Below are 17,880 nucleotides of genomic sequence, written 5' to 3'. Positions count from 1 at the left end.
GCTCTACGATGGACCCCCACCCCTAACCCCTCCCCACAAGGGGGAGGGAGACTTCCGTTGGCGCTGACCTCGGCAAATTGCCTGCCTCCGGCGCCAAAGGGAAAGTAAAGGCGCGCGGCAGCGTTCCCTCCCCCTTGTGGGGAGGGTTAGGGTGGGGGTCCATCGTAAGGCGAAAGCCTCGGCCCCTCGCCCGTCACTATACGGGGAGAAATGCCCGGCAGGGCAATGAGGGGCGGCGCCAACGCCAGGAGCAGGCTGAATTCAAACCCGAAGCGATTGCCGTGAACACCGGCATTAACCAAATGGACGGCGTCATTGGGTTAGGCTAGTTTCCCACTCGTTTCAGCAACAGCTTACCTTCAGAATGTCCAAACCGCGCCACTTCCCGCTCATCAAAAAATTTGTCGCGGTGTTTGCGCTGCTGGTGCTGGTCGCCGGCTGCGCGACGACGCCGACGGAGACCATGCTGGCGGTGCCGGCGCCGGCGCAGAAATATGCGGCTGTCGTCATCGACGGCAGCAGCGGCAGGACGCTGTTCGAGGCCAACTCGACGGCGCCGCGCTATCCGGCGTCGCTGACCAAGATGATGACGCTTTATTTGCTGTTCGAGGCGTTGGAGCAGGGCCGCCTAGCCAAGACGACGCTGATCCCGGTGTCGGCCAACGCCGCCAGGCAGCCGCCGACCAAGCTGCGCTTCAGGCGCGGCGAGACGATCGACGTCGAATCGGCGATCCGGGCGATCACCGTCAAATCGGCCAATGATGTGGCGGTCGCCGTCGCCGAATATCTCGGCGGCAGCGAAGCGGCGTTCGCCGCGATGATGACGGCCAAAGCGCGCCAGATCGGCATGCGCAGCACCGTGTTCCGCAATGCCTCTGGCCTGCCGGACGCCGGCCAGCTGACGACGGCGCGCGACATGGCGGTGCTCGGCATGGCGCTGCGCGCCCGCTTCCCGCAGCATTTCCACTATTTTTCGGAAAGCGGCTTCATGTTCCGCGGCAGGCTGGTGCGCGGCCACAACGACATGCTCGGCCGCGTCCGCGGCGTCAACGGCATCAAGACAGGCTATATCAGGGCCTCAGGCTTCAACATCGTCACCTCCTACGACGCCGACGGCCGCCGGCTGATCCTCGTGGTGATGGGCGCCGACAGCGCGCGCCAGCGCAACGACCATGTCGAAGCGCTGATCCAGCGCAACCTGTCGCCGGCGTCGAACACGACGACACGGCTGTTGTATGCCGGGGAGCAGTGAGGGGTGGCAGTGATGGGGGGCGAGCTCGTGCTAGGTGTGGGCGATCCGTGTCAGTTTCAGCTTGACAGGTGACGGCAGGTATGCTAGGAATTTATTCACAGTGCTGATTTGCGCCAACGACCCGCCCGCAGAGGCGGGTTTTTCATTTCAGGCTTCGGCGCCATTCTTCCTGATAAAACCGCAGGTTTGCCGGCCTGCGGGCTTGCTTCTCACATCTTCGAGGGTCATTGGCAGGCTCTAGATCGTGGGCCGCAGTGGAATGACCAATCCGGAAAATGCGTTATTCCGAGTTCGCAGCCCTGCCGCCGACCACTTGCCCGTTGAAGCCTGCGCCTGCTTCCGCTAAGAAGCCGTGGCTGGCCGGTTTACCGGCTGGTTCGTTTTCCGGATCGTCGATCCTGAAAGCACCCGTAGCTCAGCTGGATAGAGCGCTGCCCTCCGAAGGCAGAGGTCACAGGTTCGAATCCTGTCGGGTGCGCCAAAATTTTTTTGAATCAATAGCTTAATTGCGGCCTTTGACGCCAAGCTTGTCATTTCCCAAAAGCTGGCACTGAGCTCGCCAACCGCTAGATTGGCCTCAATGTTGCAATGTTTATATAGCTAGTCAGGATTTTCTTTCCTCACTAAGGATTAGCCCATTCTGAACGAAAAAAACTCAATGAAAAGGCACTTAAGGTCAAATCCTGACCGTTGAGCGACAAGCCCGGAGCGTTGCTTATGGCGTAGTAATGGGACACATACCCTTTGGCGAGGAAACTCTCTGGATATCCGCATTAGAAAAGCCAATTCGTCATCAACGTCTCCGTTGGGCGTCACATGTGACACCGTCCCAGGCACAGCATGCCTTAGCCGGACGACGGCCAAAGTTTTCGCCGGTCAGGCGAATCTTGACAAGCGAAGCGGCTATGCAGCGGCCGGGATCTTAGTAAACTTAAAAAGATCTTCTCTAAATTGCTTAGCATAGTCAGATTGCGCCACCTCTTTAGCCAAAGGGACTTCCCATGTAGGGCTAATTCTGTAGGCATGCTGCATGTGCTTCAGCGCTATCTTTCCGTCAGCAAGGCGCCACTTCGTCGTCGTTTTGCCGCTCGCGTCCATTGTTTCCATATGCACGACGACGTGCTCCTGAACCTTATCGAGTTCGGCTTTGAAGGTCGGCCAGTCGCAGTTGCCCTTGAGAACCCGGTCTTCCAGGAGCTGCAAGATTTCCGCGTCGGACCTCTCCGTCGCGTGAGTGCCTCCGAGCACCCCAGATATTTTCCCCTTCGCATGCAAAAGGTAGCTTGCATACTTACACAAGGCTCCCATGAACTGGCGCTCCACGATTGATGAAACCTTCTGGGCAATTTCTGCTGGCTTCTTTTTGCCCAGCTCGGCCAAGGTTTCCTGATCAACTATGTAGGCTACGATATTCGTCTGGCGCAGAAGGATGTTTTCGGCTTCATGGTCGGCCAGATAGAGGACGCCCTCGGGTTCATCGAGCGAAAAGATTGCAGCATTGGATTTGACAAAGTGCTCGAACCCATCAGTTTCTGGGACTGCGGCCTCGCCGTCTAGCAAAGCGTAGACCTGTGGATTGTCCTTACGGTATTTCACAACATACGCCTTCGCAGGCCCGCAACCCTTGCCCTTCTCCGGGGGCGTCTCGAACTGTATGTGCTCATTGTAGCCAGGGCCCACAATTGTGCGGAAGAGGTTAGCATCGCTATCTGACTCGACATAAACGATGACCTTGCGAACATAGCGATGCCGGAGCGCGGTCGTATCCTTGAGCGCAGAAAGATCGGGCATTTAGAGGATGTCCGTCTCGATCAGATAGCCACCCTTGATTAAAGCCTCTTCCTTCGTCTCGAACCTATAGAGATCGATCAGATCAAGGTTGTGCGTCGTAAAGATCATCGTTACAGCCGGATAGGATCTAAGAAGGTCTTTCAGCGCCTCGAACATCCTGCTCAGCCACCGGGTATGGAGATGGATCTCAATTTCGTCGATGAGCACGATCGTGTTTGATGTCATATGGGTGAGCGTACGAGCCAGAATGTGCAGCATGGCGCGTTCTCCGTGGCTGAGTGCACTGAGGGGATGCAGGCCGTGTCGCGTCTTCACATAGGATCGAAGCTCTTCGCGATGAGGACGCTGAATTCGTTTGTCCGGAGAATCGTGAAAGACTAACCGGTTCACGAATTCCAAAAGGTCATCGACGCGCCTGTCCCGCTTGTCCGTTTCCTTTGCGGCCAACCACTCGAGCCAAACCAGCACGTTGTCGATTGACGTGCCCCATTCCGGTCCGTCGGAACTGAAGTAGACCGCCGGCTGATAACCCCAGTGGTCCGGTCTAGTGACCGCCTCGTGCCGGTTGGGGGCGACGACGCGCCGATCGGCAGGGAAGTAGAGAACGGACGGCATGTTCTGCGACAGTCCGAATAGCTCAGTCGGCGGCGCGTTCAAACTCTGCCGTACCGCTAGATGCAGCAGTATCCCAAGCTCATTCGTACCAGCCAGTCGTTCGACGGTCGGTCCGTTGGCCGAAAGCCCGAGCTTCGCCCATGTGCCGGTCCCAGCAAGTCTCTGGAGGTCGATTTCCGACAATGGGTCCAGCGGTTCCTCGCTGCCGGTCCAGAGCGACAAGACCATTGTCTGGGACTGGCCATCTACTATCCAAGAGGTGCGAATGTCGAGCTGAGCGCGACCCTTGTACGCACCCTCGGCAAACTTTCCCGTCGGCTCGGAGTTTAGAAGACCGTAAATCCCAAAAATGGTTTCAAGCACCGTCGTCTTGCCGAAGCCGTTCGCGGCTAGGATCATGTACATGCTGGCGGCGTCGGTCGTGCCGGCCTCTGGATCGTCGGTGTCTGCACCCATGATGTCGAAGGTTTGCCTCCCTTGGCGGAAGGGACCGAGATCATCAAGAGTCAATCTGACCAATTTCCATTCGGCGACAATTAGGTCGGTCATCTACCCCACCGCTCCACTTATGTCCGACGGCTGAATTCTCGGGCCATGTGCTCGCACGAGGGAACGGCCGCTGAATTTGACCAGCATATCACCACGACCAAGCAGCTTTTCAGCCCCGCCGTCATCGAGGATTATGCGAGACTCCGCCCCCTTCTGAACCGTCAGCGCCACCCGACTCGGAACATTGGATCGCAGCATGCCGGGGAAAGTCGCGGCCTCCGGTCTCTGAGTCGCCAGCACCAGATGAATGCCCGCGGATCGCGCCTTCTGAGCCAGTCGGATCAAAGGGATTTGAACATCATCCAACTGCATGAACAGGTCGCCAAGTTCATCGATTACCGCGACGATGCGCCTCAACTCGGAGCCCGCTGCCTGCGCTTCTGCCAAATCGCGAACTTCCAGTTCGGCAAAGGCATCCTGACGACGATTCATTTCCTCTATCAACGCGTTCAAAGCGGTCAACGCATCGCCTGCGGACGTAACTATGCCGCCAGCGAGCAGGTTCTTAAGCGCTTTGTAGCCGGCGAACTCTACTGCTTTTGGATCGATGAGCAAAAGGTCGGGAACTTGGCGGCTGGCGAGAAGCGAGAGAAGGATCGCGTGCAATGTCATACTTTTGCCGCTGCCCGTGGTGCCGCCCAGGAAAAGGTGTGGCGCCTCCGCCAAGTCAATGAGCATAGGGGCGCCTAGAACATCGGTGCCGAGGCAGATCGGGAGGATCATCTCCTTGGCCTGGTCCGAGCGCAGCGATCCCTTGACATCGTCCCAGTCAACAGTCCGCCACTGGTTCGCCGGACGTGGGATATCCACCCAAACCTGTCTCTCAACTGAGGCGCTGGAAACGGTCGCTGCACGGTCTCCGAGACCCAACCCGAACGCCAGCTTGTCCTCGCCTCGCTTTAGCCGGCTCAGATCGTCCAGAAGCGGGAGCTGGTATGTGAACCGGGAAAGCCTTGGACCCTGCGCGGTCCCGACGAGACGGCCGTCAACCCCCATCTCGGCCATTATCCTCGTCACCTGCTCTCCGAGCTCGTTCGCGAGCTCTTCGCTTTCAAGTCCTTCCGTGAACATGTCTTGAAGCAGGTAGCGGTTGAAATCGGTGCCAGGCGTCCACTCCGCAGCCAGAGTGGCGAGTCCTCGACGCACGTGCCGTTGCAAGGCCGCATGAAAAGCAGTCTCGTCTGCGAAAAGATCCTGACCCTCATACGCCGAGATCATCGCGCGGTAGACGTCGGAGTAATCGTCTTCCCCTGGCTTGGTCTCGCCGATCAATTGGGCCGGGTGCATCTGGATACCCTCCTCCTGCGTCGACAATACTGGATAGATGTCAGGATCCGGAGGGGTCGGTAGTTGAAGCGAGCGTGCTAATCCCAGTCGGGCAATAGTCCAATAGTCGAGCCCTGGGCGTCGCCATCCCTCGGTCATCACCAGCTCGATGAACTTCTTGTCTTTCTCGGTCAGTTGAACGCGTGCAACCATCAGATTTTCACCAGCGGTTCGGGGTCGACGCTGGCCGCGTCACCGCTGCTGTTACGAATGCTATAGTGCTTCGCCACCCTATCGGAAAGCAAACCCAGCTTGCGTTCGTCAATCTCAGCATTCGTGGGCAGAATGATCACCTGATGCGCAAGTGCGGGATAGTACGCGCGCAGCAGATGCTCCTGGTTCTCACGGTCGATGCGGCCGAGCGGAGTGTCGATTATCACTGGGACATCACTGCCTGCACTATCTTTCATCGCCCAGAGCAGGGCCGTCGCGGCGAGCTGTTTCATGCCGCTCGACAAGCTCGTGCGGCCGATCGCCTTGCCACTCTTCTCGTAGAACGTCAGTACATAGCCTTCATCGAGTGCGATCCGATCGATCAGCGGATGCTGAATTATAAGCCTGAACTTCTCGTTCAGCATCTTCTCCAGTTCGGCCCGCGTTTCTGTCTTTATCCGCTCGCCGATCTCGTTCAGCGCTTTCGCAGCCTTGAGCACGAACCTGCTATCGCGGGCGGCTTGAGAAACCTGATCCTGGGACTCTTCCAGCCGCTTGACCTCACCAATCCATTTCGCCTCGTCGGCGGCCGCTTCGGCAAGACGTGTGGACCACTGGCCTTTGAGCTGGTTCTGCTTCGCAATGCCATCTTCCAGTTCGACTAGTTTATTCGAAACGATTCGGAATTCCTCGGCATTGCTGTTTGCGCCGACCTCAAGGTTGAACAGGCTCCGGTTGATTTCCTGCACCGCATTGCTGTGCCTATATGCCTCAATCAGCGCTCGGCCACGCGCCGAACGCAGCGAGTCCCCTGCGACGTCCCAAGTCTCAAAACGCCCCATGATGCGCTCAAGCACCGCAAGGCTCGCGCCTGAGAAAAGACCCTCGCTTCCGTTGACGTGTACGAGGTTACGCATCCGTTCGGTCAAGAAGGCCGAAAGCTTGGCAGCCTCGCTATCGGACAAAGCCGGGCAGCCTTCGGCGATCCAACCGCGCAGTTTGTCGGATACCGTATTCGCGAATGTTGCTTCAGCACTGCCTCCTTGTGTCATGCGAGAAACGATTTCGTCGAGTGCTTTGCGCACCAAGGTCAGATTGGCAAGAATGGGAGCGTCCTTGGGTAGCTCCCGGACTATCTGATCTGTGATGTTCTCAAGCCTGCCGTCTTCGATCTTCAGCTGCTCTTCCAGGACCCTTCGTTGCGCTTCCGATGCGCCTGAACTCAAGTTGGCACGGCGGATTTGCACTCGCCTGAGCTCGACGCCGTCAATGGCAAGTTGAGCATCGATCTCGTCGAGGGTCTCGCGGGCCTCGATCTGAACCGTTTTTGCCTTGGCTAGGTTGGCTTGGGCATTATCAAGCTCACGGCGCAAGGTTGACTCAAGGCCGCTACGCTTCCTGTCGCCAGATAGCGCTACGAGCTCGCGGGATAGATCTTCAAGAAAGGTTATCTGCAAGAGCCGGTTGAAATCCGTCTGGTATGATCCAGAGCTCTCGGTGAGGCTTTTGATGTCTTCACCGTCGAAGAAGAAGAACCTCACCAAATCGGAGGGAATGGTATCTTCCAAGATGCCTTGAGCGACTGCCCCGGTCTTTCGCTCCCCACCACGCTCAACAACCACTCCCGAAGTGTAGTCTTCGGCTTCTGCCGTCCACCACCTGGTGGCGGTCACCGTCTCTCCGACATTGTCTAACCATGACGCAATGATTTGCGCAGTTACCGGCTCACCTAGCGTAAGTGCGCGGCGACGGGCCTCCCGATTGAGCACGCCGGTCCATCGTGAGCCATCGCCAAGAATGTACTGAGGCCCCGAGAGCGCGATCGGAGGAAAGCCCACGCGACGGTATTCTGTCTTGTCGGCGCCCGTGAACAGAAGTTTCATGGCATTGAGGAAGCTGGTCTTCCCCATGCCGTTACGACCCCAGATCAAGACGATGTTTTGGTTTGGCGTGGTGCCTGAAAGGTCGAAATCGGCGTCACGATATGCGAAAATGTTTTCCAGCCTAACTCGGAGTAGCTTCATCGCCGACCTCCGCCCGATACTTTGCCAAAGCCGTCTCTACGATTGCGGCGACGTCCCTTCGCAAGTGGGGCTTTGCTCCCCAGGCCAGAAGATCACCGTGCTGGGTTTCAAGATCGAGCAAGGCCTCGATGAAGGATTGATCCACGCCTACTTCGGCACAGACATCGGATATGATCCTCGCCTTGGACGCCTTATTCTTCATGTGCCCCCCGGCGAACCAATACAGATAGCATCATTAAAATACTATTATCCAAAAGGGTCGAGGCAAGTCAAACTGGGCGGAATCTGCCAGTTGAGCCAAACCGTTCAGAGGGGACCACGGTGCCTGCCACCACGAGCGCCTTCGAAATGCACTGTTCGACGATCGTGGAGTCCTCTTAATGTGAAGACGCATCGGACATCAACTGCGCGAATGCATCTTCGATCGACGACGCTGATTTTTCTGTCTTTGACAGTATGGCCATTCCTCGAGCCCAGTGACCAGCCACGAGGTCCTGGAACTCACGACGGGTCAGGCCCACCGCGCCCGAATGCTCCACAACTAGCGCGACCCAAAGAGTTAAATCCGCCTCGTCCTGGCCGAACAAAGTGTCGCCCCTGATCGGTCGCCCACCGCTGTCGGAGATTGGCGTGGGCGCAGTCGGCTGCGCCAGAGAGAGCGAGAGCGCCAGCCGCGCGGGTTGGTACCGATACGGGAGCTCAAGCGTTTTCTGGATGCGGGAGTTCTCGGCATCGGCGACGAAAGATGTCCGGAAGTCGGCGCGGGCGATATCGCCGATCTGGAGTGGGGGGCGAATCTGGTTCATGCCGCCCGCCTCGGAAAATAGCCTTTCTCGACCAACGTCTCCCCCAGCCCGCCGCCCTTGGACCGATAGATGAGATGGTGCTCGGAGCCGACACGACCCTCGATCCGATCGTAGTATCTCCCGGACACTTCCTCAGGCTGGGACAGGAGGATCGTTTGAGAACGACGCGAGGTGAAATAATCCAGTACGCGGTCGCGGTGCTCCGTGTCTAGACGACCCAGTGGCGTGTCGATGACGAGTGGGAGAGACGAGCCGCCGAGGCCGGTGATCGAAGCGATCAGCGCCATGGCGAAGATCTGGTTCTCACCGGCGGACGCATCAGTGTCGCGCAGGTCGCGCCCGAGCGCGTCCAGCAATGCTACGTTGCCGTCATGCGCTATAGCAACGGTTTGTACGACACCCTTGTGCGCGAGGCCACGATAAGCACTGGTCAATGCGGTGGCCAGTTCCCCATAATACTCAGGCGTGGCTGCCGAGATCGACTGCTGCAGCGCATGCAACACGGCTCTGGCGGCATCAGCCCCCCCGGCTGCGTGCCCACTATTGCGGCGTTGACCCTTCCGGCGGCTCAGATCTATCTCCAATGGCTCGATCTGAGCCTCAAGCTTGCCCGCGACTTGGTCAAGCCGACGCCTTTGTCCCTCAAGCTCCAATATTTCCCGACTTAATCGTTCTAGTTCGTCCACTAAACCGGCTCGGCTCTCCTCGTGGCGTTTCCGCTGCACATTCTGTTCTTCCATGCGCGCGATGGATTTGGTCAGTTCCGCGATCTTAAGAAGCATCCCCTCGATCTCACCTCGAGCCGACGTTCGCGAACCGGTGAGCAATTCATGAACGCGCCGGGCGTCGTGGCCGACGAGATAGCCGTGCAAGGTCGCACCCCCAGACGCGCCCTCAGTGCCCAAGGAGCTCTTCCATGCCTCTTCAGTCCGTCGCGCAAGATCGCCGAGCGCTTCGCTCGACAGCTTTGGCTTCGTCTCCCCTAGAGCTGTGATCAACTCGCGCAGCATGCGCTCGTCTTGTCCACGCGACAGCGAGGTCGAACGGGCTGCAACGTCGAGCGCGCTCTCCACGCGTTGAAGCAGCTTCGACGGAATGAGAACGAATGGTAGCAGCCTTACGCCTGACAGCAGCAGATCATGCCGAGCGGCATGCAGCTCAGCCTCAAACTTCTTGCGAAGCTCAAGGTCGGCATGGCGCTCCTGATAGGTGCCATCACCGATGGAGCCGATGGACCTGACGATCTCGTCCCGGCGACGGCGCAACGGCTCAAGCGCAGCTTCCACCGCTTCGAGGTCGGTTCGCGTGCTCGACAGTTCGTCGATCAACGTTGCGATTTGCGAGGTCAATGACGCTTCGATGCCGTCCGCCTGTATACCCTTGCTACGGTCCCGAGCGTAGTCCGAAAGATCGTTCAGCAAAGCCTTGATGACCCCGACACCAAGAACGCTCTCAAGGCCGAAACGCACCTGTTCCCCTAACTCACGTTGCGCCAGGCGCCGAATTTGCTCGCCGTCGAAGAGCAGGAAGGGGAGCATGCTAGCAGGCGCAATGCGGCGTTCGATCTCGACGAATGCGAACTCGGGGCCGGGCACGTCGACCGGCGGACTGAGGATGTGTCTGTCGTCTCCCGAGCGCAACACCAGCTCCTCGTCGTCCTCGACGAACGATCCATCATCGCCGAAGTACCAGTGCCGCTCGATCTCGAAAGGGCCATCCTCGCATTCGATCTCAATGACGATAGACATGTCGCGATCGCCGCGTTCAAACGCCTGGCGATGCATCGCACGTTCGATCGCCTGGCGATAACCGGAGCGTTTTGGCGCGATGCCATCCCCGCCTTCGCGACTTAAGCGCGATCGGTCGATATGGGCGCGCACGCCGTAGAGGCCCACCGCCAAGGCCTCCAAGATGCTGGTTTTGCCATTCCCATTGTTACCACCAATCAGTGCGACGGGCCGTTCGGGGGGCGCCGAGAAATCCAGCTCAGCTCGCTGAAATGCCTTCCAGTTTTGAAGATGGATGCGCCGAAATCGGAACGGGCGCGCTGCACGGGTCACCTTCGGGTTCCACTCAATCGCGGACCAATCTATCGGCGCAGCGAGGATGTCGTCGAAGCGATTGAACAAGCGACGGCGATTGCCGCTCGAACCGTAGAGGTTGCGGGCCGAGATTAGGAGGTCAAGGAAGGAGGAGATGCCCCCAACGGAATGGCAGGCTGGGTCAGTCATGCCGTCTAGAACTTCGACATCGCGATGGTATCTTCGGCCCAGATGCGTCGTATAGCATCGATTTCGGCTGGCGACACTAGCGGCATGTTCACCTCGCTCTGGATCGCGATCAGCCGATCAAAGATTTCTCGGCGTGCCACCAGTGTGAATGGGCCCGGAATGAGACGCCCTTCCCCGACGAAATTGAGGGTGCCATTTCGGCGCTTGGCCATACGCATCGATCCGTCCTCGCGGATGGCTTTGAGCCAATCGCGGAACTCCAGGAGGGGTTCAAGGTCGCCGTAGCCGGCTTCGATAAAGGACTCTGCGCTCTTGTCCTTCTCGACTACCGTACAGGTCCAGCACCCGAACCGCGAGGAAGCCGTGCCGCAGGATGGCGCTTCGGACTTGTCGGTCACGAGCGGGCATTCACCGCCCCCGGCATTGCGATACATAGTCACCAATTCGCGGTGCGTGCCGCCCCATGGCGGGGACGACTGCAAGAGCGTCTGCCAGACCTCATCCGTAGTAAGATCAACGATCGGCCTGTATACGAGGCAGTTCTGCAAGCTGTTGTGCGGGTTAAGGCGCTGACCATTGTCGTAGCGAGTGACGCTGCGCCGACGCTGAGTGGATTCCGCGCTGCGGACGCCGAGCAGCAGGATGGCCTGGCCAGACTCGTTCACCTGCGTCTTGATGTAAGTGGTTGTCGGAGCGATCTTCATGCGATCGGTGCACCAGCGGAACACTCGGCTGGGGGATGGATAGCCCCGCCCGATAAGATTAACCCAGAAGGTCTGCTCCACATCCGGAACGGTCTTGGCGACAACGATCGGCAGCCTTAGGGGCTCTACTGCCAGACGCATGCGTTCCAGCACCATGTCGAGATGGTTGGCAATAACCGGTGACTCGACAAGTGTGTCGTTGGCGACGATGTGCACGGTGCGTTGCCGTTTACGCGGCGGGAGCGAGAGCAGCATCTCGCTGACCAATTGTGCAAGGAGGGTGCTGTCCTTGCCGCCGGAAAATCCGAGGATCCAAGGCGTCGAATGTGGCTGTAGGTATTCGTCCCGAATGTCCGCAAGAATCGCCTTCAGCCGATCGCCCAGTTGGTCGACCGGCTCTACGTCCGGCTCAATCGCGGCTGCTATCGTCATGCTCTTCTCCGGGTTGAACGCAATGCTTCTACTGCCCGTTCTATGGCGTCTGCCGCTTTATCGACCTCGTTGGTCGTTGTTCCGTGCCCCAGGCCAATACGGACTGCCGTTTCGGCCTGCTGCCTCGACAAACCTATAGCCAGCAACACGTGCGAGGGCTCGAGGATTCTCGCGGTGCAGGCCGAACCAGTGGACAGGGACACTTCGTCTTGTAGCCGAAGGACCAGCGCTTCGCCATCGACATCTTCGAACCGAAGGTTAAGATTTCCCGGCAATCTGGCCTGACCATCGCCATTCTCAACAGCTCCCGCGATGGCCAAAAGCCGCGAGCGCAGCCTGTCCCGCAGCCGCGCCACACGGACAGATTCCTGCGCGATTTCGGCGCTAGCTAGAGCGCAAGCGGTGCCGAACCCGACGCAAAGCGGCGGCGACACCGTGCCGGAGCGGGCACCGCCCTCCTGACCACCACCCCGGAGCATGGGCAACAGCTTCGGGCGCAGACGGCGAGAGACATGTAGCGCGCCAACGCCGGTTGGTCCGCCGAGCTTATGGGCGGAGACGCTTGCCAGGTCGAGCACCGACGTTGAGACTGGCAGCTTGCCTGCGATTTGGGCGAGGTCGGAATGGAGCAAGGCGCCCTTGCCGCGCACTATGCGCGATATCTCCGCCATTGGCTGGACGACCCCGATTTCATGGTTCGCCCAAGCCACTGAGACGAGTCCTGTAGTTTCGTCGAGCAGTGTTTCCAACGACGCCAGATCTATGCGTCCCGACCGGGTGACAGGTACCACGTCGATGTTCCATCGTTGGTGACCTAGATCTGCGGCCTTCTCTAGAACCGACGCGTGCTCGATCGCGGACACGACAATGCGCCGTTTTCCGACGGAATAGAGGTGCTTGACCAACCCACCCAGCGCCAGATTATTCGATTCCGTCGCTCCAGACGTGAATAGTATTTCCGACCTGCGCGAACCAAGAAGCTCTGCGACTTGGCTCCGTGCAGTCTCGACCGCGGCGTGGGCCGCCCCGCCATGTTTATGCATAGAGTGCGGATTGGCATCGACTGTCGAATATGCCTCGATCATGCGCTGCAAAACGCGAGGTTCGACGGGCGAATGAGAATGATAATCGAGATAGATCGGCGCGGCGGGCATCTATTCGCCGTCCAACGTGCTTTTCAGCGTAACACCGGCGCCTACGTCAGCCCGGACGAAAATGATTCCGTTAGCCTCGAGCGTGCGGACAATGTCACCAACTGTCCTGGCTGTGAGAGTCCCGGCGCCCTCTTCGTACCGGCCGATCGTGTTCACGCCGACGCGGCATTCTTGCGCCGCCCGGGCCTTCGTCCAACCTAGCAGCGTGCGGGCGGCTCGTATTTGCCGTCCGCGTACGTTCTCAGGTAGCGCGATTTTATACGTGTTGTGCGAATCCATATGACGATTGTCACTGCGCGCGAAGTGTTCGGCAAGCCAAAAGGTATGAAATGTACAAGTGAGAAATCGGGGAAGTCGGGTCGGCGGGACCTACTAAGGTTTTAGAAGCTTCGCCTCGTGGCATCACAATAGGGCCATGGCTCGAACGCGCGAACACATAACTCCACATGATTGAACGTGGGACGGTGGATGACAAAGCGTTTCCGAGCAGGATCATTCGCTTGTTTGTGCTGTTTAGGTCCGCACGAGGTCTAAGAACGAACCCGCTGCGCGGGAGGGGCGCGCGGTGAGGTAGAGGTTACGGGTCGATCGTCGCGCTCAGGGTAGCTGGCGCATCGCGGATGCAAGCGCCGTTCTGAGCCGCTGAATTCTTCGGCTTAGGTCGATGGACGGATCCTGGGGTCTGCGCCGCGTCGCTTCGCTCCTTGCTTCGCCCTGGGATGACGTAGGCGCAGGGGCTAGCCGTGGTTTTCCTGTGACGGTGTTCAGCCCGTACTAGATGCACCAAAAAGCCAACGGCTGGCGCGGCAAACCGAACGCCGGTTTGAAAATATGTCAGTTGGCGTCGCTGTGGTTAGTAAACTTGCTGCCATTCAAACTGAGCGCTTCCTGCTCTGGCACCGCGGCAACCGGGACCGGCGTGCTTGCGAGCCGGGAGGCGAGCGGAGATCAACGAGTTCGGGATGGCGGGAACCCATCCGCCTCAAATGACTTGTTCTCGGATAGATCTCGAAGGGAGAAACCATTGCCCGCACCGGAGGAAATGGATGTCGTCCTTGAAAAGCTGCCTTTGAGGATCGGCGCCTACGTTCCCGACGACTTGCTGGAAGACTGGTTCGCGCCGGGAACCGGCATGAACCCGGTCAGCAAAGAAGCGCTGGCGGCGGCCAAGACTTACGGATGGCGCTTCGAATGCGAGTTCAAATACTACCCTGAACGAATGGAGGGCGTGTTCTGGAAGTGGGTGCCGGCGATCTGATCCGCAGAATTTCCATCGGCCCCTTGGCTCTTCAGAGATCGAGGCTGCCGCTGCGGGTGATCGCTATCCTGACCGCCTCAGCCGCCGCCGATCGGCGTCGTCACCTTTCCGGTTCCGCCGCAATCGGGGCAGGTGCGGCCGTCGATCATGCCTGTCCCGGCGCAGCGGCGACAGAAATTCTCGCCGGCGCCGGGAGTGCCAGCCGGGACTTCGTCGGGATTGGCTTGACCTTCGCCAAATTGCTCGGGTTTGCCTCGCAGTTGCTTTCTCAACCGGGCGACCGCGGTCTCGTCGACGTCAAGCGACGTGCTGCTGTCATCAGGCAGACCTTCGCCGGATTGGCCGATGGTTTCGTTGCGCGGCCGGTCGTTCGTGCCTGTGGTTATCTTCTGAGCCATTGCAGTACTCTTTGCAAATTGCAGGTGCAGCTCTCAGCTCCTGCGGTTCGAACGCCTCAGCTCCGCAGAGGTTCCGGCCGGCAAATGTTCGCCTGCGGGGCCGGGCGGAAGCGGCGACAGCCAAGCGCATCCAGGCTAAAACGGCACGCGATCGGGGAGGCGCTCAAGCAGGGCCGGACTTCCCTGCAATGGCGCTGCCGCAGCAATTGCATCAGCGCTACGACAGCCGCTCCGAGCCCACTTTCACATCGTCGCTCAGCTGCCGCACGACCTCGGCGGTGTTGCGGATATCGGCTTCGTCGAGAGCGACGCCCATGGTCGAGGCGATCGCCAAGAGCTGAGCGTTCAGCTCGCCGTAGCGCGCGGCGCCTTTGCGCGTCAGCTGCACGAGCTTCGAGCGCCGGTGTTTTGGATTGTCGATGAATTCGACCAGCCCCTCGGCCGCAAGCTCATCCGCCAGCCGCTGCATGCGCTGACGGCTGGTGGGCCGCATCTGGGCGATCTGCGGCACGGTGAGCGGACCAAGCAGCGCCAGGCTTCGCATGAAGCCGAACGCACCGCCGCCCCAACTGGTGATGAGCCCGGTCTTCTGGCCGAGAGCCCGTATCCTGAAGAAGCACTGGGCTACTTCGAGCATCAGCTCGGTGATCGCCTCGGCCCTGCCGTCAACGATGGGGTCCGCCCTTGGGCCCGCCCCGGTCCCGTGTCGTGCCGACGCCATCGCTTTCTTTCCCCCTTTCCGTGCCAATTTCTGCGATTGACACCACAGTTGTCAACTTCTAGAATGACACCTCGGTTGTCATCTTAGGCGGCTATGGGCTTCGTGGCCCTCGGCATCTGCGGGAGCAGACATGGCGATGGACCAGGCTGGGCAAACCGACACCGGAACCGCAGGTGTCATCGCGAGACCGCCCCTGCTCTTTCTCGCCGCTCTGCTGATCGGCTTCGTGCTGGATCGCCTGCTGCGTTTGCCGTTCCCCGGTCCGGGGCTGGTTAGCTGGTCCATCGGCGGCTTGCTGATCCTGGTCGGCCTGGCGCTTTTCGCCGCGGGCATTCGCAATTTCTCCCGCGCGGCGACGCCGGTGCCGACGAATGAGCCGACGCGCGTGCTGGTGACGACAGGCATCCACGGCTGGACGCGCAACCCGATCTACCTTGGCATGTTCCTCATCTATGGCGGCATCGGCATCGCCGCGCAGAATAGTTGGATCCTTGTCCTCACGCTGCCGCTGGCGATCCTGATCCGCTACGGCGTCGTCGCCCGCGAGGAGGCCTATCTCGAGCAGCGGTTCGGCGATGCGTATCGCGGCTACAGGCAAACCGTGCGGCGGTGGCTCTGAGCGTCGCAAGAATGCCGACAGTTGCGCACGTCAGGAAACCGCAACGAGATGACCGTTGCCAAGATCCTTCAGGGCCAGTTTCGGCGGCTCTTCGCCAATCTTTCGAGTCGGGCTCTGGATCTCCTGATCGAGACGCGCGAAACGCGGCCGGCGTCTTGCAGGATCGGGCACCGGCACGGCCTCGATCAAGCGCTTGGTGTAGGGGTGGCGCGGGTTCGAAAAGACCTGGTCGCGGGTGCCCATTTCGACGATCTGGCCGAGATACATGACGGCGACACGATCGGAGATGTTCTCGACCACGGCCATGTCGTGCGAGATGAACAGATAGGCGATGCCGAATTCGCGCTGCAGTTCCTTCAGAAGGTCGAGCACCCGGGCCTGGACCGACACGTCGAGCGCCGAAACGCTTTCGTCGGCGATGATGAGTTTGGGCCTGAGCGCCAGAGCGCGCGCGATGCAGATGCGCTGGCGCTGGCCGCCCGAGAATTCGTGCGGATAGAGCTCCATCTGGTCGGCCGACAGGCCGACGCGTTCGAACAGCGCCGCCACAAGCTGGCTACGCTCTTGCTTCGAAGCGATGCCATGGATCAACAGCGGCTCGGCAACGAGGTCGCCGACGCGCATGCGCGGGTCAAGCGAGGCATAGGGGTCCTGGAAAATCATCTGCACATCGCGGCGAACCGCCTTGCGCTGGTCACGGCCAAGGCCCGCCAGATTGCGCCCGCCGATGACGATATCGCCGTGGTAGGGCACAAGCCCGGCCAGCGCCTTGGCGGTGGTCGACTTGCCGCAGCCGGATTCACCGACCAGCGCCAGCGTCTCGTGCGGCGCAATCGAAAAGCTGATGCCTTCGACGGCGTGGACACGGCGGTTCACTTGGCCGAAGAAGCCACCGCGCAGGTCGAAGCGGACATGCAGATCGTTGACCACCGCCACGCTTCCGGGCATTTCCGCTTCGACGGATTTTTGTTCGGCGGATTTTTGGCGGCCGACGCCGGTACCAATGCGCGGCACGGCGGCGAGCAGTTCACGCGTATAGTCGGCTTGCGGGCGGGCAAAGATATCGGCGGCTGTTCCCTGCTCGACCATGCGGCCGTGCCGCATGATGACGACGCGATCGGCCATTTCGGCAACCACGCCCATGTCGTGGGTGATGAGGATGACACTGGTGCCGTGTTCGCGCTGCAGATCGCGCAACAGTTCCAGCACCTCGCCTTGAACGGTGACGTCGAGCGCCGTCGTCGGCTCGTCGGCGATCAGCACATCCGGTTTCAGCGCCAGCGCCATGGCGATCATCACGCGCTGGCGCATGCCGCCGGACAGTTCGTGCGGAAACTGTTTTAGCCGGCTTTCGGCTTCCGAGATGCGGACGGCCTTCAGCGCCTCGACGGCGCGCCGGCGCGCCTCGGCGCGAGACAGACCGGTATGTGCCTCGATCGATTCGACCAGCTGCCGGCCGATCGACAGCACCGGATTGAGCGATGTCATCGGCTCCTGGAAGATCATCGCGATGCGGTCGCCGCGAATGTGGCGCATCCGGCGCTCATCGAGCACCGCCAGATCGATGTCGGCTCGATCCATATCGTGAAGCCGGATCTTGCCTGACGATATGCGGGCGGCAGGCTGCGGCAAGAGCTGCATGATCGCCAGTGCGGTCATCGATTTGCCGGAACCGGATTCACCGGCAATGCAAAGCGTCTCGCCGCGCGCGAGCGAGAACGACAGGTCTGATACCACCGGCCGCTCGCCGTCTTCGCCGCGCACGCTGACGGTCAGGTTGGCAATGTCGAGGATGGGGTTGTCGGCGAGGGTCATTGTGGGCGCGGCCGGGAGAAGGTCGTGTTCCT

Annotated in this window: 15 protein-coding genes and 1 tRNA gene; 4 read left to right on the top strand and 12 right to left on the bottom strand. The window is 59.9% G+C overall.

The window, feature by feature from the left end; all coding sequences use genetic code 11:
- The first annotated feature begins 364 nt into the window (after positions 1-364).
- Together AC0L18_RS25190 and AC0L18_RS25185 are read left to right on the top strand one after the other, a co-directional pair.
- Positions 365-1,252, top strand: a complete 888-nt coding sequence (locus AC0L18_RS25190) for a D-alanyl-D-alanine carboxypeptidase family protein (protein ID WP_473494649.1) — start codon at positions 365-367, stop codon at positions 1,250-1,252.
- Positions 1,253-1,656: 404 nt separating this feature from the next.
- Positions 1,657-1,733: transfer RNA gene (locus AC0L18_RS25185), tRNA-Arg, on the top strand.
- 422 nt (positions 1,734-2,155) lie between these two features.
- Here AC0L18_RS25185 and AC0L18_RS25180 read toward each other — a convergent pair.
- The 9 genes from AC0L18_RS25180 to AC0L18_RS25140 all read right to left on the bottom strand — a co-directional run bounded on the left by AC0L18_RS25180 (position 2,156) and on the right by AC0L18_RS25140 (position 13,316).
- On the bottom strand, positions 2,156-3,043 hold the full coding sequence (locus AC0L18_RS25180) for a hypothetical protein (protein ID WP_473494648.1): 888 nt from the start codon (positions 3,041-3,043) through the stop codon (positions 2,156-2,158).
- Positions 3,044-4,207, bottom strand: a complete 1,164-nt coding sequence (locus tag AC0L18_RS25175; RefSeq protein ID WP_287072095.1) for an AAA family ATPase — start codon at positions 4,205-4,207, stop codon at positions 3,044-3,046.
- Complete coding sequence (locus AC0L18_RS25170) at positions 4,208-5,686, bottom strand: FtsK/SpoIIIE domain-containing protein (RefSeq protein WP_473494647.1); 1,479 nt, start codon at positions 5,684-5,686, stop codon at positions 4,208-4,210.
- The gene (locus tag AC0L18_RS25165; RefSeq protein WP_473494646.1) at positions 5,686-7,710 is read right to left on the bottom strand and encodes an AAA family ATPase; all 2,025 of its coding nucleotides are present in this window, start codon (positions 7,708-7,710) and stop codon (positions 5,686-5,688) included. Before AC0L18_RS25165 ends, AC0L18_RS25170 begins: the two co-directional genes overlap by 1 nt.
- Before the next feature lie 377 nt (positions 7,711-8,087).
- Positions 8,088-8,516: a DndE family protein gene (locus AC0L18_RS25160; protein WP_473494645.1), complete on the bottom strand. Its 429-nt coding sequence runs from the start codon at positions 8,514-8,516 to the stop codon at positions 8,088-8,090.
- The gene (locus AC0L18_RS25155) at positions 8,513-10,747 is read right to left on the bottom strand and encodes an AAA family ATPase (RefSeq protein WP_473494643.1); all 2,235 of its coding nucleotides are present in this window, start codon (positions 10,745-10,747) and stop codon (positions 8,513-8,515) included. Before AC0L18_RS25155 ends, AC0L18_RS25160 begins: the two co-directional genes overlap by 4 nt.
- Before the next feature lie 5 nt (positions 10,748-10,752).
- On the bottom strand, positions 10,753-11,883 hold the full coding sequence (dndC, locus tag AC0L18_RS25150; RefSeq protein ID WP_473494642.1) for a DNA phosphorothioation system sulfurtransferase DndC: 1,131 nt from the start codon (positions 11,881-11,883) through the stop codon (positions 10,753-10,755).
- The gene (locus AC0L18_RS25145; protein ID WP_473494641.1) at positions 11,880-13,037 is read right to left on the bottom strand and encodes a cysteine desulfurase family protein; all 1,158 of its coding nucleotides are present in this window, start codon (positions 13,035-13,037) and stop codon (positions 11,880-11,882) included. Before AC0L18_RS25145 ends, dndC begins: the two co-directional genes overlap by 4 nt.
- Positions 13,038-13,316 (bottom strand): helix-turn-helix domain-containing protein, encoded by a 279-nt coding sequence (locus AC0L18_RS25140; RefSeq protein ID WP_473494640.1) that lies wholly within the window; start codon positions 13,314-13,316, stop codon positions 13,038-13,040.
- A 745-nt stretch (positions 13,317-14,061) separates the two neighbouring features.
- On the opposite strand from AC0L18_RS25140, the gene AC0L18_RS25135 reads away from it, so the two are divergent.
- Positions 14,062-14,295, top strand: coding sequence for a hypothetical protein (locus tag AC0L18_RS25135; protein ID WP_236377568.1), 234 nt, complete (start codon positions 14,062-14,064; stop codon positions 14,293-14,295).
- 77 nt (positions 14,296-14,372) lie between these two features.
- Here the strand turns inward: AC0L18_RS25135 and AC0L18_RS25130 are convergent, their stop codons facing one another.
- Both AC0L18_RS25130 and AC0L18_RS25125 read right to left on the bottom strand, forming a co-directional pair.
- Positions 14,373-14,693: a hypothetical protein gene (locus tag AC0L18_RS25130; protein ID WP_473494639.1), complete on the bottom strand. Its 321-nt coding sequence runs from the start codon at positions 14,691-14,693 to the stop codon at positions 14,373-14,375.
- Between the two features lie 217 nt (positions 14,694-14,910).
- A complete protein-coding gene (locus AC0L18_RS25125) occupies positions 14,911-15,414 on the bottom strand; it encodes a MarR family winged helix-turn-helix transcriptional regulator (protein WP_473494638.1) in 504 nt (167 codons plus the stop codon).
- A gap of 130 nt (positions 15,415-15,544) precedes the next feature.
- On the opposite strand from AC0L18_RS25125, the gene AC0L18_RS25120 reads away from it, so the two are divergent.
- Positions 15,545-16,033, top strand: a complete 489-nt coding sequence (locus AC0L18_RS25120) for a methyltransferase family protein (protein ID WP_473494637.1) — start codon at positions 15,545-15,547, stop codon at positions 16,031-16,033.
- A 30-nt stretch (positions 16,034-16,063) separates the two neighbouring features.
- Here the strand turns inward: AC0L18_RS25120 and AC0L18_RS25115 are convergent, their stop codons facing one another.
- Positions 16,064-17,848: an ABC transporter ATP-binding protein gene (locus AC0L18_RS25115; RefSeq protein WP_473494636.1), complete on the bottom strand. Its 1,785-nt coding sequence runs from the start codon at positions 17,846-17,848 to the stop codon at positions 16,064-16,066.
- Positions 17,849-17,880: the final 32 nt, after the last annotated feature.

The organism is Mesorhizobium sp. WSM4819, from assembly GCF_055811215.1.
The sequence above is the reverse complement of the archived record's forward strand: the minus strand, read 5'-3'. Positions and strand labels throughout refer to the sequence as shown.

Excerpts from the sequence above, each read along its gene's own strand:
- AC0L18_RS25190 (WP_473494649.1), top strand. The coding sequence starts at position 365 with ATGTCCAAACCGCGCCACTTCCCGCTCATCAAAAAATTTGTCGCGGTG.
- AC0L18_RS25180 (WP_473494648.1), bottom strand. The coding sequence starts at position 3,043 with ATGCCCGATCTTTCTGCGCTCAAGGATACGACCGCGCTCCGGCATCGC.
- AC0L18_RS25175 (WP_287072095.1), bottom strand. The coding sequence starts at position 4,207 with ATGACCGACCTAATTGTCGCCGAATGGAAATTGGTCAGATTGACTCTT.
- AC0L18_RS25170 (WP_473494647.1), bottom strand. The coding sequence starts at position 5,686 with ATGGTTGCACGCGTTCAACTGACCGAGAAAGACAAGAAGTTCATCGAG.
- AC0L18_RS25165 (WP_473494646.1), bottom strand. The coding sequence starts at position 7,710 with ATGAAGCTACTCCGAGTTAGGCTGGAAAACATTTTCGCATATCGTGAC.
- AC0L18_RS25160 (WP_473494645.1), bottom strand. The coding sequence starts at position 8,516 with ATGAACCAGATTCGCCCCCCACTCCAGATCGGCGATATCGCCCGCGCC.
- AC0L18_RS25155 (WP_473494643.1), bottom strand. The coding sequence starts at position 10,747 with ATGACTGACCCAGCCTGCCATTCCGTTGGGGGCATCTCCTCCTTCCTT.
- dndC (WP_473494642.1), bottom strand. The coding sequence starts at position 11,883 with ATGACGATAGCAGCCGCGATTGAGCCGGACGTAGAGCCGGTCGACCAA.
- AC0L18_RS25145 (WP_473494641.1), bottom strand. The coding sequence starts at position 13,037 with ATGCCCGCCGCGCCGATCTATCTCGATTATCATTCTCATTCGCCCGTC.
- AC0L18_RS25140 (WP_473494640.1), bottom strand. The coding sequence starts at position 13,316 with ATGGATTCGCACAACACGTATAAAATCGCGCTACCTGAGAACGTACGC.
- AC0L18_RS25130 (WP_473494639.1), bottom strand. The coding sequence starts at position 14,693 with ATGGCTCAGAAGATAACCACAGGCACGAACGACCGGCCGCGCAACGAA.
- AC0L18_RS25125 (WP_473494638.1), bottom strand. The coding sequence starts at position 15,414 with ATGGCGTCGGCACGACACGGGACCGGGGCGGGCCCAAGGGCGGACCCC.
- AC0L18_RS25120 (WP_473494637.1), top strand. The coding sequence starts at position 15,545 with ATGGCGATGGACCAGGCTGGGCAAACCGACACCGGAACCGCAGGTGTC.
- AC0L18_RS25115 (WP_473494636.1), bottom strand. The coding sequence starts at position 17,848 with ATGACCCTCGCCGACAACCCCATCCTCGACATTGCCAACCTGACCGTC.